At 73.0% G+C, this 13,846-nt stretch carries 14 protein-coding genes and 1 riboswitch; of the genes, 4 read left to right on the top strand and 10 right to left on the bottom strand.

The features are described 5' to 3' along the window. Positions 1-40: 40 nt before the first annotated feature. Positions 41-1,474: a cytochrome P450 gene (locus HHX41_RS18830; RefSeq protein ID WP_182907007.1), complete on the bottom strand. Its 1,434-nt coding sequence runs from the start codon at positions 1,472-1,474 to the stop codon at positions 41-43. 164 nt (positions 1,475-1,638) lie between these two features. Further along, entirely contained in the window at positions 1,639-2,091 is a 453-nt protein-coding gene (locus tag HHX41_RS18825; RefSeq protein ID WP_249350410.1) for a hypothetical protein, read from the bottom strand. 134 nt (positions 2,092-2,225) lie between these two features. Here HHX41_RS18825 and HHX41_RS18820 point away from each other — a divergent pair, with 134 nt between their 5' ends. Together HHX41_RS18820 and HHX41_RS18815 are read left to right on the top strand one after the other, a co-directional pair. Further along, the gene (locus tag HHX41_RS18820; protein ID WP_169984383.1) at positions 2,226-2,792 is read left to right on the top strand and encodes a TetR/AcrR family transcriptional regulator C-terminal domain-containing protein; all 567 of its coding nucleotides are present in this window, start codon (positions 2,226-2,228) and stop codon (positions 2,790-2,792) included. Between the two features lie 366 nt (positions 2,793-3,158). Then, positions 3,159-3,359, top strand: coding sequence for a DUF5999 family protein (locus tag HHX41_RS18815; protein WP_169952435.1), 201 nt, complete (start codon positions 3,159-3,161; stop codon positions 3,357-3,359). Here the strand turns inward: HHX41_RS18815 and HHX41_RS18810 are convergent. After that, a complete protein-coding gene (locus HHX41_RS18810) occupies positions 3,346-3,942 on the bottom strand; it encodes an alpha/beta family hydrolase (RefSeq protein WP_169984384.1) in 597 nt (198 codons plus the stop codon). The genes HHX41_RS18815 and HHX41_RS18810 overlap by 14 nt on opposite strands. 93 nt (positions 3,943-4,035) lie before the next feature. Here HHX41_RS18810 and HHX41_RS18805 point away from each other — a divergent pair, with 93 nt between their 5' ends. Next, a complete protein-coding gene (locus HHX41_RS18805) occupies positions 4,036-4,443 on the top strand; it encodes a hypothetical protein (RefSeq protein WP_169984385.1) in 408 nt (135 codons plus the stop codon). Between the two features lie 15 nt (positions 4,444-4,458). On the opposite strand, the gene HHX41_RS18800 is transcribed toward HHX41_RS18805, so the two are convergent. From HHX41_RS18800 to HHX41_RS18785, 4 genes are all read right to left on the bottom strand, one after another. Further along, positions 4,459-5,001: a hypothetical protein gene (locus HHX41_RS18800; RefSeq protein WP_169984386.1), complete on the bottom strand. Its 543-nt coding sequence runs from the start codon at positions 4,999-5,001 to the stop codon at positions 4,459-4,461. A 91-nt stretch (positions 5,002-5,092) separates the two neighbouring features. Beyond that, positions 5,093-7,918: an aminomethyl-transferring glycine dehydrogenase gene (gcvP, locus tag HHX41_RS18795; protein WP_182907006.1), complete on the bottom strand. Its 2,826-nt coding sequence runs from the start codon at positions 7,916-7,918 to the stop codon at positions 5,093-5,095. A gap of 182 nt (positions 7,919-8,100) precedes the next feature. After that, a riboswitch (glycine riboswitch) is annotated at positions 8,101-8,193 on the bottom strand. Positions 8,194-8,216: 23 nt separating this feature from the next. Next, entirely contained in the window at positions 8,217-8,939 is a 723-nt protein-coding gene (locus HHX41_RS18790; RefSeq protein ID WP_182907005.1) for a response regulator transcription factor, read from the bottom strand. Positions 8,940-8,949: 10 nt separating this feature from the next. After that, on the bottom strand, positions 8,950-10,920 hold the full coding sequence (locus HHX41_RS18785) for a sensor histidine kinase (protein WP_182907004.1): 1,971 nt from the start codon (positions 10,918-10,920) through the stop codon (positions 8,950-8,952). A 165-nt stretch (positions 10,921-11,085) separates the two neighbouring features. On the opposite strand from HHX41_RS18785, the gene HHX41_RS18780 reads away from it, so the two are divergent. Continuing rightward, complete coding sequence (locus tag HHX41_RS18780) at positions 11,086-11,811, top strand: hypothetical protein (RefSeq protein WP_182907003.1); 726 nt, start codon at positions 11,086-11,088, stop codon at positions 11,809-11,811. Between the two features lie 58 nt (positions 11,812-11,869). Here the strand turns inward: HHX41_RS18780 and HHX41_RS18775 are convergent, their stop codons facing one another. The 3 genes from HHX41_RS18775 to HHX41_RS18765 all read right to left on the bottom strand — a co-directional run bounded on the left by HHX41_RS18775 (position 11,870) and on the right by HHX41_RS18765 (position 13,846). After that, entirely contained in the window at positions 11,870-12,487 is a 618-nt protein-coding gene (locus HHX41_RS18775) for a MerR family transcriptional regulator (RefSeq protein ID WP_182907002.1), read from the bottom strand. A gap of 155 nt (positions 12,488-12,642) precedes the next feature. Then, positions 12,643-13,113 (bottom strand): bifunctional nuclease family protein, encoded by a 471-nt coding sequence (locus HHX41_RS18770; protein WP_139577972.1) that lies wholly within the window; start codon positions 13,111-13,113, stop codon positions 12,643-12,645. Between the two features lie 76 nt (positions 13,114-13,189). Continuing rightward, positions 13,190-13,846, bottom strand: a complete 657-nt coding sequence (locus tag HHX41_RS18765) for a MerR family transcriptional regulator (protein WP_182907001.1) — start codon at positions 13,844-13,846, stop codon at positions 13,190-13,192.

The following is a 13,846-nucleotide window of genomic DNA, read 5'->3' as shown; positions in this document are numbered from 1 at the left end:
GGCCCGCGTCCCCGTGAGGGGGGCGCGGGCCGTACGGCTTTCAGGCCCCCGGCTGGTCGTCCCGCCGCCCGCCCCGGAGCCTGCGCAGGAAGGTCCACAGCGCGGACCGGGCGGCCGGGCGGTCGCCGGCGGCGGGGGCGCCGGACGGCTGCCGCCCACCCTCGCCGCCCGTGCTCCCCGAGCTATCCGTGCTGCCCGAGATACCCGAGCTACCCGCATGGCTCCTGTCGCGCGGCCCGGACGCCGGCCGCACCTCGTACTGCACGGGCAGGGCGCGCAGCGCCCGCATGAAGGGAGAAGGGCGCCAGGGCAGCTGGTCGGGCGGCAGCGCGAGGCCCAGCGCCGCGAACCGCTCGAGCAGCCGGCGCACGGCGATCGTGGTGATCTGGGTGGCCAGTCGCCGGCTCGGGCATCGGTGCGGGCCCGCGCCCCACGACAGGTGCGCGCGGGTGCTGCGCACGGTGTCGTCACTCAGCGCGGAGGCCATCCGCGGGTCGGCGTTCGCCGCCGCGACGGACAGCAGCACGGGGTCGCCCGCGGCGATCGTGAAGTTCCCCAGCTTCGCCTCCGCCCTGGCGTAGCGGAGGGTGACGTTGGCGATCGCCGGTTTCAGCATCGCGACCCGGTTCACCACCTCCTCGATCGCCCCCGTCGACAACGCCGCCCGCAGCCGCGGGTTGGTGATCATCTCGACCACCGCGTTGCAGATCAGACTGCCGGTGAAGTCGAGGAAGGCGGGCAGCAGGAACAGCTCGCGGGCCAGCTCGTCGTCGGTGAAGTCCGGCTTGGCGGCGAGCAGGTAGGAGGGGACGTCCTCGCCGGGCCGTCTCCGCTTGACCGTCGTGAGTTCCAGGAAGGTGGCGTAGAGCCGCTGGAACGCCCCGCCGGAGTCAGGGCCGTCCAACAATCGCCACAGGTCCATCACCAGGTTGTCGCCGCGGTCGATGCTGATGCCGAACAGGTGGCCCGCGACCATCAGCGGCAGCGGCCGCCCGTACTGCGCGCACAGGTCCGCGAGCCCCGTGGACGTGCCCTCCGTGATGACGTCGACGAGCTCGTCGCAGTAGCGCAGGATGGCGCGTTCCATCGCCTGCGCCTGCGGATGAGCGGGGTCCTGGTACGGCCGGAGGGCGGCGTCCCAGGCCGCGCGGCCCTCGCGATGCCTGTCCCCGTCCTGGAACCCGGTGTTGTCCGCCGCGAGCAGGGTCAGCGGCGGCCAGTCGGCGGGCACGCGGCCCTCGGCGAACGCCCGCCAGTTGGCCACGCACTTGCTCCAGCGCTCGCCCGCGTTCTGCAGGACGTGCAGCACCTCGTCGTAACCGAGGACGAACCACACGGGCACACCGAGGAGATCGACCGGCGCCACAGGGCCGTAGGTGCTCCGGAGGCGTTCGTGGACGAGCGCGGGTTCGGTGTCGTACTCCCTGGTGATCAGGGGTTCCAGCGGTGACGACGACAGCGAGTCGGGGATCAAGGGGACGACCTGCCTTCCTGGCCCCGAGCCCCTGACGCTCGGCTCGGGTGTGAGGCGGAATCGTAGACCTTCGCGGCTCCCTTGTCAGGAGCCGCGATCACCGTCGTCGCGCCTGCGGGGCCGTACGCCGGGCCGGTCCAGACGCGCAGGCCAGACGTGCGGGCTCAGCGACCGGCGGCGGCCAGGCCCTTGCGCACGTCGCGCGGGGTCAGGCGGGCGGGGTCGCCCGTCTTGCCGGCACGGGGCACCCGCGGGATGCCGCTGAGGCGGTGCGCCTCGCGCAGCGTGCGCAGCCGGTTCACCTCGTCGGTCCACAGCGCGCCGTCGGGGGTGGCCCTCGCCTTGCGCCGGGCGATCCTGCTGTCGTAGGACTTCACACCGTACGTGGCACGCTGTCCCGCCTCGGCGGCGCGCAGCGCCTCGGTCAGCGCCGCGTCGAGGCCCAGGGCCGCCTCACGGAGCTCGGGGAGCGGCGCGCCCGCCGCCTTCGCCTCCTGGAACCGCCGCTGCGCCGCCCGGAGCTTGTCCAGCACGTGGTCGAAGTTCTTCCGGGTCTCCAGATCCGCGTGGTAGCGGACCTCCGCCTCCCGGCTCACCCGCGGACGGAAAAACGCCATCGTCAGCCCCTTCGTATCGGCTCGCGCATCGAACTCACGTCGCAAGCGGTAGCGTACGCGCTCCGCACGGAGGCCCGTACCGCAGGGTGCGTCGCCCTTTACGAAGTAAGGCTCGATATGGCAGCATGATCGCCATGCCTGCCAAGCGACCGCCCGTCCCCCTGTCCCGGGAGCGGATCATCGACGCCGCCCTGCACATCGCCGACGGCCAGGGCCTGCGCCGGCTGACCATGCGCAGGCTCGGCGACGCCCTCCAGGTGGAGGCCATGGCCATCTACCACCACCTGCCGCGAGGCAAGGAGGCGCTGATGGACGCCCTCGCCGAGCACGTGACGACCGTGGAGGTCGACCCGGCCGGCGCCGCCACCTGGCAGGACAGGGCGCGCGCCTGGGCGCGCGCGAGCCGCGCCGCACTGCTGGAACACCCGGGGGTGCTGTCGCTGGCCCTGACCAAGCCCCCGAAGGGGTCGGCCCTCATCGCGATCAGGGAGCAGACCGAGCAGCTGCGCGAGGCGGGGATCGGCGACCCGGCCCGGGCCGTCCGCGCGCTGCGGGCCTACGTGCACGGCAGCGTGGCCGTGGAGGTCCAGCAGTCGGGGTGGGCCGATCCGGACGCCGAGGTACGCGACGCGCGCACCGCCGAGGGCGAGCGCGACTTCGAGCACGGCCTCGACGCGCTGATCGCCGGGCTCGGCGGCTGAGGCACCGGATATCCGGGCCGTCCGCATCGATCCCGCCCGGCGACCGAAATCTGTGATCTCCCGGTTACCGGGCCGTCGGCGTGTCGAGGCCGGACCGTTGCCTGCAATGGGGCATTCTTGTGTACTAGGTCACATCAGTGCGCGCGAGCCTGCTCGGGGTGCGGCCGGGTCCCCTGCCCGACCGGCGGAAATGCTCCGAACGGACTATGTCGTACGGATGCGGCCGAGCCGCAAACTGGTGTAGTCCAGTGTGGTGTTCGTCATACCGAGCCCCTCGCACCCTGAACGAGGGCACTCGTGACGGCGCCCACGGGACGCCCGCAAGACAAAACGAGCGAACGAACGAAAAGACACGGAGCCCCGGCGATGTGCCCTCATGAACCGGCCTGTCCCACCGCGGACGCGAAGGACCGAGAAGCCGCCCGCACGATAGCCTGTCACCCCGAGCAGGGCTGGAGTCTGCTCTGCAACGGTGTCGTGCTGTTCGAGGACACCGGCGAACTGCTGCCGGACGGCGGCGTCATCGCCCCGCATCGCCCCACCGACATGGCCATCAGCGCCGCCTAGGCGGCAACAGCCACCGCGCCACCACCTCGCCCACCCGGGCGGGGTCCTTCTTGAACTCGTGTCCCTCCCCCGGGAGGACCACGAGACGTGCGGCGTCCTTCTCGTCCGGCACGCCGAACGGATCCCGATCCCCGTTGACCACGAGCACGGGGGTCCCCGCCTGCCGCAGTTCGTCCGCCCGTGAGCGTTCCGGCTTTCCCGGCGGGTGCAGCGGGAACGCGAGCGCCACCACCGCCTCGGCGCCGGCGGCGCGCGCGGTGCGGCAGGCGACCCGCGCGCCGTTGCTCCGCCCGCCCTGGACGAACGGCAGGCCCGGATGGCGCTCGCGGATCGCGGCGGCGATCGACAGCCACGCCTCGTCCTGCTTGACCGCCGACCCCGGCGCCCGCGCGCCGCGCAGCCGGAACGGCTGGATCACCCGGACGACCGTCCCCCCGGCGGCCAGGACCGCGTCACGTACGGCGAGCAGGTCGGGGGCGTCCACACCTCCCCCGGACCCGTGGGTCAGGACCAGCAGCAGCCGGGGATCGGACGCCTCGTCCACCTCGGCCAGGGCGCGGCCGTGCGGGGTCTCGATCTCCATGCGGGTGACGGTAGCGGGTCCGACCGGAGCAGGAGGAGGCGACCCTCCGATCGGAGGATGGCAGGCCGCCGCGGAAAGGGCCAGAATGTGATGGTGCCGGACATCGCATCGCAGCCGTCGCCCGCGACCGGGCGCCCCGTCCCCCCGCCGCCTGCGGCGCCCTCGACCCGTGAGGACCTGCGCGCCGTCATGGCGGCCCGCCGCGACCTCGGCCCGGAGTACGAGGACGCGCTGGTCGAGTCGTTCCTCGACAAGCTCGACGTCGAGATCGCCGCGCGGGTACGCAACGAGGTGGCGGCCCAGCTGCACCACCAGCCCCCGGGCAACCAGCCCAAGCAGAAGGACGGCGCCGTGGGCCTGGCCCTCGGCTCACTCGGCATCGGCATCCCGCTGACCGCCATCGCGGCCGGAGCCGGGCACTTTCCGGGGCTCCTGCTCGCCTGGGGCGGGATCATCGCGGTCAACTTCGCCTACGCCATCAGCCGCCGCAATCAGCGCTGAGCCCTGCCCGGCGGATCAGGCCTCCACGACGCCTTCCATGGCGGGGCGTACGTCCCGCCCGAGGCGCAGCCGCACCTGCTCGGCGAGCGCCGCGTCGGGGTGATCGAGGCCGTAGCGCCACACGGTCTCCGCGTCGCCGTCGCGGCCGCGCAACGGCAGCGTACGGGCCAGTAGTTCGATCGCGAGTGCGCCGGTGCCGGCGTCGGCCCCCTCTTGGCGGCTGTCCTCCACGGCCCCGGCGAACTGCGCGCACGCCATCTCCAGATGGGCCATGCCGAGCAGCACCCGCAGGCGCGCCGGGTCGGCCACCACGCTGACCGACAGCGCCTCCAGCAGGACGTCGGCGGCCCGCTCGGGCTCGCCGTCCTCCAGCAGCCGCTCGGCCATGCGCTCGACCACGACGGACAGGCCCTCGCCGGCCTCGCCGCGGTCCGGCGCGGCCTCGTCCGCGGCGAGCTCCGCGAAGATCGCGGCCGCGCCGTCGAGGTCGCCGCTCTCGGCGAGCCGGCGCGCGTGGTCGAGCCGGTCGGACCGCCGCCCGGAATCGATGGCCGTCATACAGGGGCCTCGCATGGTCGCAGGTGATGAGGAACGATCACCGCGATCTTAACGAGACCGGCCGCCGGGCGGGGCCGACATACTCAACTGATCAGTCCTCGTAGGCCTCGAGGGGCGGGCAGGAGCAGACGAGGTTGCGGTCGCCGTACGCCTGGTCGATCCGGCGCACCGGCGACCAGTACTTGTCGTCCCGGAGGCCGGGCACCGGGTAGGCCGCGACCGCCCGCGAGTACGGGTGGGTCCACTCGTCGGCGGTGAGGCACTCGGGCGTGTGCGGGGCGTTTCGCAGCGGGTTGTCGGTCTTGTCGAACTCGCCCGACGCCACCTTGGCGATCTCGCCCCGGATGGCGATCATCGCGTCGGCGAAGCGGTCGAGTTCGGCCAGGTCCTCGCTCTCCGTCGGCTCGATCATGAGCGTTCCGGCGACGGGGAACGACATGGTCGGCGCGTGGAAGCCGTAGTCGATCAGGCGCTTGGCCACGTCGTCCACCGTGACGCCGGTCTCCTTGGTGATCTGGCGCAGGTCGACGATGCACTCGTGGGCGACCAGGCCGTCCCTGCCGGTGTACAGCACCGGGTAGTGCGGCGCCAGCCGCCGGGCCAGGTAGTTGGCCGAGAGGATCGCCTGCTCGGTGGCCTGCCGCAGCCCGTCGCCGCCCATCATCCTGACGTACGCCCAGGAGATCGGCAGGATGCCCGCCGAGCCGTACGGCGCGGCCGACACGTGCGCCGGGAGGTGCTCGGCGAGGTGGGCCTTGACGGCCACCGGGCCGACCCCGGGCCCGCCGCCACCGTGCGGGATGCAGAAGGTCTTGTGCAGGTTCAGGTGGGAGACGTCCGCGCCGAACTCGCCCAGCTTGGCCAGGCCCACCAGCGCGTTGAGGTTGGCCCCGTCCACGTAGACCTGCCCGCCGGCCTCGTGCACCCGCTCGCAGATCTCGACGATCGTCTCCTCGTACACGCCGTGCGTGGACGGGTAGGTCACCATGATCGCGGCGAGCGCGTCGCGGTGCTTGTCGATCTTGGCGGCGAGGTCGGCGAGGTCGACGTTGCCGCATCCGTCGCAGGCCACCACGACCACCCGCATGCCCGCCATGACCGCGCTCGCGGCGTTGGTGCCGTGCGCGGAGGACGGGATGAGGCACACGTCACGGCCGTCCTCGCCCCTGGAGCGGTGGTAGGACCTGATCGCCAGCAGCCCGGCGAACTCGCCCTGGGACCCCGCGTTCGGCTGGATCGACACCCGGTCGTAGCCGGTGACCTCGGCGAGCCAGCCCTCCAGCGTCGCGATCAGCTCGGCGTACCCCTCGGCCTGCCCGGCCGGCGCGAACGGGTGGATGGAGGCGAACTCCGGCCAGGTGATGGGCTCCATCTCGGTGGTCGCGTTGAGCTTCATCGTGCAGGAGCCCAGCGGGATCATCGAGCGGTCGAGCGCGATGTCCTTGTCCTGCAGGCGCCGCAGGTAGCGCAGCATGGCCGTCTCGGACCGGTAGGCGTGGAACACGGGGTGCGTGAGGTAGTCCGAGGTCCGCTGCAGACCGGCGGGGACGGCGTCGGGCGTCACCCGGTCGAGGTCCTCCACCACTACCGGCCCGGCGCCGAACGCCTCCCACACGGCCCTCAGGTGACCGGTGGTGGTCTTCTCGTCGCAGGCGACGCCGACGTGGTCGTCGTCGGCGAGGCGCAGGTTCACGCCCCGCTCGGCGGCGGCGGCCACGACCTGGGCGGCCCGCCCGGGCACGCGGGCGAGCACGGTGTCGAAGAACTCGTCGTGGACGACCTCCACGCCGCTCTCGCGCAGCCCGGCGGCGAGGACGGCCGCGTGGCGGTGCACCCGCTGGGCGATCCTCTTCAGGCCGTCCGGCCCGTGGTAGACGGCGTACATGGACGCCATGACCGCGAGCAGGACCTGCGCGGTGCAGATGTTGCTGGTGGCCTTCTCGCGCCGGATGTGCTGCTCGCGGGTCTGCAGGGCGAGCCGGTAGGCCGTGCGGCCGTCGGCGTCCACCGAGACGCCGACCAGACGGCCCGGCATCTGCCGCTGCAGCCCCTCGCGGACCGCCATGTAGGCCGCGTGGGGACCGCCGTAGCCCAGCGGCACCCCGAAGCGCTGGGAGGAGCCGACGGCGATGTCGGCGCCCTGCTCCCCGGGAGACTCCAGCAGGGTCAGCGCCAGCAGGTCGGCCGCGGCCACGAGCTGCGCCCCCTGGGCGTGGGCCCGCTCGGCGACCGCGCGGAAGGACGCCACCCGGCCGCTCGCGCCCGGATACTGCACGAGGACCCCGAAGCACTCGGGCAGCTCACCGGTGAGGTCGGACTCCACCAGCGTGATGCCGAGCGGCTCGGCGCGGGTCGCCAGCACGGCCTTGGTCTGCGGCAGCGCGTCGGCGTCCACCACGAACACGTCGGTCTTGACCTTGCTCGCCCGCCGGGCCAGCGTCATCGCCTCGGCCACGGCGGTCGCCTCGTCCAGCAGGGACGCGCCCGCGACGTCGAGGCCGGTGAGGTCCGACACGACCGTCTGGAAGTTCAGCAGCGCCTCCAGCCGCCCCTGCGAGATCTCCGGCTGGTACGGCGTGTACGCGGTGTACCAGCCCGGGTTCTCCAGCACGTTGCGCAGGACGACGCCCGGCGTGATCGTGTCGTGGTAGCCGAGGCCGATCATGGGGGTCAGCACCCGGTTGCGGCCCGCGAGGGCGCGCAGTTCGGCCAGGGCCTCGGCCTCCCCCACCGCCTCGGGCAGGTTCAGCGGACCGCGCGTGCGGATCGCCTCGGGCACGGCCACGGCGAGCAGGTCGGCCACCGACTCGTAGCCGACGGCCTCGAGCATCCGGGCGCGGCCGGCCTCCGAGGGGCCGATGTGACGGGTCGCGAAGGGCGGAGCGGAAAGATCGCGGAGCGTGGACCGATCGGTCATGACAGGGGCCTCCTGGACGGGTCGAGACCTGCGGCGACCGCCCGGCGCCCTGTGTGGCGCGGCCGGTCGTGAAGCGGTCTCCCCCTCTGTCATCGGACCTGAGAGCTTCACCGGGCCCTCGAGCCCGGCTTTCCCCTTCGGTGAGGCGCCGCCTGGCCGGCGGGCCTGCTTTCCAGAGTCGCCTCGTCCGTGCGGTACGGATGCCTGAGAGATTCCGGGGAGGTTTGCTCCTTCGGCGCCCCTGAACATCCAGAGGTCTCTCCCGCACGAGGTCGTCGGCCGTCTTCCACTCTACCGGCTACCCCGGATCGCCCCGACTCGCACCTTGCGCGAAGTCGGCGCCGAGACCGGCCCGGCGGGCGCGAACGATCGCCTCGGCCCGGTCGGCGACCGCCAGCTTGGCGAAGATGGCGGTGATGTGGTTGCTGACGGTCTTGCCGCTGATGACCAGGTGCCGGGCGATCGCCGCGTTGGACCGGCCCGCCGCGATGAGGTCCAGGACCTCCCGTTCGCGCGCGGTGAGCTCGGGAAAGGGCTCGGGGACGGGACCGGGGCCCGGCGCGAGGGACGCCGCGCCCGCGAAGAAGTCGACGATCCGGCGCGCCACGCTCGGCCCGAAGACCGCGTGACCGGCCGCGACCGAACGGACCGCCCGGACGATCTCCTCCTGCTGCGCGCCCTTGACCAGGTAGCCGAGGGCGCCGGCCCGCATCGCGGCGAACACCGATTCGTCGTCCTCGAACATCGTGAGCACGAGCACTCTGGTGGCGGGCGCGGCGCGCACGACGGCCCGGGTGGCCTCCACCCCGTTGACGCCCGGCATGTGCAGGTCCATGACCACGACGTCGGGGCGGGTGAGCTGCACCTCGCGGCGGGCGGCGTCGCCGTCGCCGGCCTCGCCCACCACCACGATGTCGGGCAGCGACGCGACCAGCGCGCGCAGGCCCTCCCGCATCAGCGGGTGGTCGTCGACGACGACGATCCTGATCGGTTCCCCGGCGGTCGCATTCTGCGCGGTCATGTCTTCGCGATCACGTCTTCTCCAGGGGAAGCCGCGCGTGGACGCGGCCTCCGCGGTCGGTGGGGCCGGCGGTGAGCGTACCGCCGAGCTCGGCGGCCCGCTCGTGCATGGAGCGCAGGCCGACGCCGTGCCGCCAGGGGCCGGTCCCGCCCGCGCCGTTGTCGCTCACCTCCACGTGCAGGGCGTGATCGGCGCGCAGCCGGATCCGGCAGGACGTCGCGCGGCCGTGACGCAACGCGTTGGTGACCGCCTCCGTGGCGATGCGGTAGGCGGCCACCTCCACCGCCGCGGACAGGGGCGGCATGTCCTGCGGGACGTCGACGGTCACCACGCACCCGGCGTGCTCGCAGCGCCAGGACTGCTGGGCCCGCTGGCACAGCGCGCCGGCGAGTCCGAGCTCGTCGAGGGCGGGCGGGCGCAGGTCGTAGACGAGGCGGCGGATGTCGGCGATCGCGGCGGTGAGGTCGGCGCGCAGGTCGAGCAGGAGACGCCCGCTCCGTTCCGGGTCGGTGGCACGCAGGTTGTGGGCGGCGTCGGCCTTGAGGGTCACCGCCGTGAGCACGGTGCCGAGGCCGTCGTGAAGGTCGCGGCGCAGCCGCCGGCGTTCCTCCTCCCGGGCGGCCACGATGCGCGTGCGGGACTCGCCCAGTCGCTCCGACAGGCGCACCGCCTGCAGCGCCAGGCCGACGGGTGCGGCCAGCAGGTCCAGGGCACGCCGGTCGGCGCCGGACAACCGGCGCTCCCCCGCCCGCAGCCCGACGAGCAGGTCCGCGGGCGGCCCGTCGGCCACCTCCAGAGACACGGTGTGCCGCAGCCGCGGCGCCCGGCCGTACGTGGCGACCAGCCGCCCGTCGGAGCTGACCGCGGCGTACGGCAGCCGCAGCGCCTCGCACACCGCCCGCAGCACCCCGTCGAGGCCGGTGCCGAGCCGCAGGCCGACCCGGGCGGCGGCCGCCGCGGGGTCGCGCCGCTGCCCGTACATGACCCGGTCGACGGCGGACTGCACGGCGGAGCGGGCCGGAGCGAAGGCGAGCGCGACGGCGCCGGTCGCGATGAGAGGCGTGGCCGACAGCCGGTTCTGCGCCAGCGCGGACAGCCCCGCGACGATGCCCAGATAGGCCAGCACGACGCCGAGCGTGAGCGCCCCGTACACCAGCGACCGGTTGACGATCAGCTCGATGTCGTACAGGCCGTGGCGCAGGATGGCCACGGTGGCCGCGGCCGGGATCAGCGGCAGGGTCAGCAGGAACAGCACCGGTCCGTCGGTCGTCACGATCCGCTGCGCGTTGAGCGCGGCGAACAGGCCCACGGCCCACAACAGCCACATCAGCCGCAGCCTGGTCACCCCGCGCGACCGGCGGACGCGCAGGGCGAGCGTGACGAGGGAGGCCAGCAGCACCAGCGCGTCGGCGGCGACGAACACCGGGGTCAGCCGTTGGGCGACCTCGCCCACCACGACGGGCAGCATCGGCCCGCCCATGGCCGGCCCGCCCCCCGCCAGCCCGGCCGCCGCGGGCAGGGTCAGGGCGGGCGTGAGCGGCAGGACGGCGAGGGTGGCGACGGCCAGCGGCCGCCAGCGCCGCGACAGCGGCCCGCCGTCGGGGAACAACTGGACGATCAGCGGGAGGCAGACGGCCGGTGCCGGGATCCACACGGTGATGCCGAACAGCTCGACCACCCGCGCCCAGCCGTCCGGCAGCCCCACCGCCGCGGTGAGCAGCCCGAGGCAGGCCACGCTCAGCGTGTAGCAGGCGCCGTACGCCACGAACAGGAGTCCGACGCGGTGCCCGGGGCGGTAGGCGAGCACCAGCGCGCCGAACGCGGTGAAGGTCAGCGCCTGGGCGCTGTTGGTCAGCAGATAGGAGTCGTCGGCCGCGTCGGCGAACGTGAGCCCGCCGAGAAACCACGACACCCACGCCGCCGCGACCACGACGGCCGTGAGGGTGAGCACCGCGGCCGGGCCGGCGCGCCTGACTGTCATGGGCTCATCATCGGGCCCCGCCGCTCCCGCCGGCCATAGGAGCGTGCTCCCAGGTCGGCGGGCGGCGCCGGGACCGGAACCGGGAGGCCGTCCCCACGACGGCGGGAGTCGCCCGCGCTCATCCTCGGACTCGATCGGACAACTCTCAGATTCCGGAGGACCATCATGCAGCCGGACACCGGTGCCCGCGCCGCCACCGCCCCGCGCACACCGCTGCGGGACGTACGCGGCTTCTGGCGGACGCTGCTCGCCGTCGTCGCCCCGCTCCCCATGCTCGGCATGGGTGTCAGTTACATCCTCAGCCCCGTGGACGGCGGCGAGTCGTTCGAGGCCACGGTCGCGGCGTACGCCGCCCACGAGCAGCTCGCGGGCACGGCCCGCTGGTTCGCCCTGCCGTTCCTGGTCGGGCTGATCCCGGCCACCTTGGCCGTGGCCTGGGTGGCCAGGCGCGGCGCCCCGCTGCTCACCACGGCGGGCGCGCTCCTCGCGCTGCTCGGCGACCTGGCCGGCTTCCCCCTGATCCGCGGCGGCGACGACCTCGCGTACCTGACGGTGACGAGGGGCTTCGACGTGGCGACCACGGCGGAGATCCAGAAAGCGATGGAGGACGACCCCGTGCAACTGGCGGCGGGCCTGCTGTTCATCCTGGGGATCGTCGCCGGCCTGCTGCTGCTCGGCCTCGCGCTGTGGCGCAGCGGCGCGGCACCGGCCTGGACGGGCATCCTCCTCGCGGCGGGCGGGTTCACCCACCCGTTCATGCCCGGTCACGTCGCGTCGGGTGTCGGCCTGCTGGTCACGGCCGTGGGCTTCGCCGGCGCCTCCGTGGCCCTGCTGCGCATGCGCGACGACGAGTTCGACCTGCCTGCGGCCGGGCCCGCCGCGCGCGCCTGACGCCGTTCGAGCCACGACCCCGGCCCCCGCCGCCTGCGGCGATCGCCGGGGCGTGCGCTCAGCCGGTCCTGCGGGCCTTTCTCCGGCGGGCCAGCTCGTCCGCCGGATGGTCCCCCTCCGCATCCGGGGCGGGCTCCGCGCGCTCACCCGGAAGCTCGGCCAGCGACCCCTCGACCTCTCGCCAGACCCGCCCGAGCGCGATGCCGAACACGCCCTGACCGCCCTGCAGGAGGTCGATCACCTCGTCCGCGCTCGTGCACTCGTAGACGCTCACGCCGTCGCTCATCAAGGTGATCTGGGCCAGGTCGTTGACGCCGCGATCGCGCAGATGCCGTACGGCGGTGCGTATCTGCTGGAGGGAGACCCCGGTGTCGAGAAGACGTTTGACGACCTTCAGGACGAGGATGTCGCGGAAGCTGTACAGTCGCTGGGACCCGGATCCCTGGGCGGCCCTTATCGTCGGGAGCACCAGTTCGGTCCGGGCCCAGTAGTCGAGCTGACGGTACGTGATCCCGGCCGCCGCGCACGCCGTCGGCCCGCGGTATCCGATGCCCTGGGGCAGCGCCGTCGGCTGCTCGTCGAACAGCAGACCCTGTTCGCCGGCGCGCTCGCGCGCCGCCTGCCGAACCGGGTCGTGCTGGCCGGCCGACTTACCCTCGCCGCTGCTGACCGCCACTGCGGACCTCCGGCTTTCTCTCATCCCACGGTCTGATCTGGGGGTTCGTGAATTACAACCGTGGTTTCCCTTGCACCGTAGGACCGGGGCCATCGTCAGTCAACGACCCCGTCCGGCGCGTCGTGAAGCGTAATCTCCCGAAATCGCCCGGCACGTCAGCCCGCCCGGCCGAAGTCTTCCGGGGTGATTTTGTCCAGGAACTCGCGGAACTTCTCCACTTCGTCTTCCTGGTCGTCGGGCATGCTCACGCCCGCCTCCTGGATCACGTCCTCACTCGCGTAGATCGTCGCACCCGTACGCAACGCCAGCGCGATCGAGTCCGAAGGACGGGCGCTGACCTCCACGCCGTTGGAGAAGACCAGATCGGCGAAGAAGATTCCATCGCGGAGCGCGACGATGTTGACGGTGCGCAACCGCACCCCCAAGGCCTCAAGAACGTCACGGAACAAGTCGTGGGTCAGCGGCCGGGGCGGCGGCTCCTCCGCCTGGGCCAGCGCGATAGCGGTCGCCTCGGTCATGCCTATCCAGATCGGAAGGTACCGATCGCCGCTCGTCTCCTTCAGGAGCACGATCGGCTGGTTGGTGGGCATCTCAACGCGAACCCCCACGACCTCCATCTGCAACACGGGCGGCTCCGTCTCAAGCGTCGCGGCATATCACCAGGCATTCAACGTAACACCCACGGAGGAGCAGATGTGCCGGTCACCGCCCCAGAACGCCGCGAACACTCCCACGCAGTAACGCATTGTGCACTTCCTGGAGAAGTCCGGAGATCTCCCGTGCGGTCTCGTCCGCCTCCGCGATCGCCCCGGGCGCCTTGCGCCGCAGCAGCGGGGCCACCGCCTGCTCGATGAGGCCGGCCTCCCGCTCCACCGCCGCGCGGACCGCTCTCAGGTGCCGCGCCCGCAGGCCGAACCGCGACAGCGCCCCCACGCTGCGCGCGATCTCCAGCGCCTCCCCGTCGTACCGGCGCGCCACGGCAGCGACCAGGCCGAAGCTCTCCATCTCGGCCAGGGTCTCCTCGTCGATGCCCGCGGCCTCGATGAACTCCTCCCGGCTGAGACGCACGGGCGGAGCGCCGTCGGAGAGGGCGTGCGGACGGGCCGCCTGCTCGTCCAGCTGGTCCTTGATGACCCGCAGCGGCAGGTACTGGTCGCGCTGCGCCCGCAGGATGTACCGCAGGCGCTCGACGTCGTTGTAGGTGAACTTGCGGTACCCCGACGGGCTCCGCTGGGGCTCGATGAGCCCCTCACCCTCCAGAAACCGGATCTTGGAGACGGTCACGTCCGGGAACTCGCCCTGCAGCAGGGCGAGCACCTCCCCGATACTCATGAACGCCCGTAGGGCCTGCGCGCTCAT

The organism is Microbispora sp. H13382 (genome assembly GCF_014161445.1).
GTDB lineage: Bacteria > Actinomycetota > Actinomycetes > Streptosporangiales > Streptosporangiaceae > Microbispora.
Note: the sequence above shows the minus strand (reverse complement) of the source record. Positions and strands in the feature narration are given on the sequence as shown.

Bases quoted from the DNA above. Each gene is read 5' to 3' on its own strand.
- HHX41_RS18815 (WP_169952435.1), top strand. From the start codon at position 3,159: ATGTGCCCTCATGAACCGGCCTGTCCCACCGCGGACGCGAAGGACCGA.
- HHX41_RS18780 (WP_182907003.1), top strand. From the start codon at position 11,086: ATGCAGCCGGACACCGGTGCCCGCGCCGCCACCGCCCCGCGCACACCG.
- gcvP (WP_182907006.1), bottom strand. From the start codon at position 7,918: ATGACCGATCGGTCCACGCTCCGCGATCTTTCCGCTCCGCCCTTCGCG.
- HHX41_RS18765 (WP_182907001.1), bottom strand. From the start codon at position 13,846: ATGAGCGCGCAGGCCCTACGGGCGTTCATGAGTATCGGGGAGGTGCTC.
- HHX41_RS18800 (WP_169984386.1), bottom strand. From the start codon at position 5,001: ATGACGGCCATCGATTCCGGGCGGCGGTCCGACCGGCTCGACCACGCG.
- HHX41_RS18825 (WP_249350410.1), bottom strand. From the start codon at position 2,091: ATGGCGTTTTTCCGTCCGCGGGTGAGCCGGGAGGCGGAGGTCCGCTAC.
- HHX41_RS18820 (WP_169984383.1), top strand. From the start codon at position 2,226: ATGCCTGCCAAGCGACCGCCCGTCCCCCTGTCCCGGGAGCGGATCATC.
- HHX41_RS18790 (WP_182907005.1), bottom strand. From the start codon at position 8,939: ATGACCGCGCAGAATGCGACCGCCGGGGAACCGATCAGGATCGTCGTC.
- HHX41_RS18810 (WP_169984384.1), bottom strand. From the start codon at position 3,942: ATGGAGATCGAGACCCCGCACGGCCGCGCCCTGGCCGAGGTGGACGAG.
- HHX41_RS18785 (WP_182907004.1), bottom strand. From the start codon at position 10,920: ATGACAGTCAGGCGCGCCGGCCCGGCCGCGGTGCTCACCCTCACGGCC.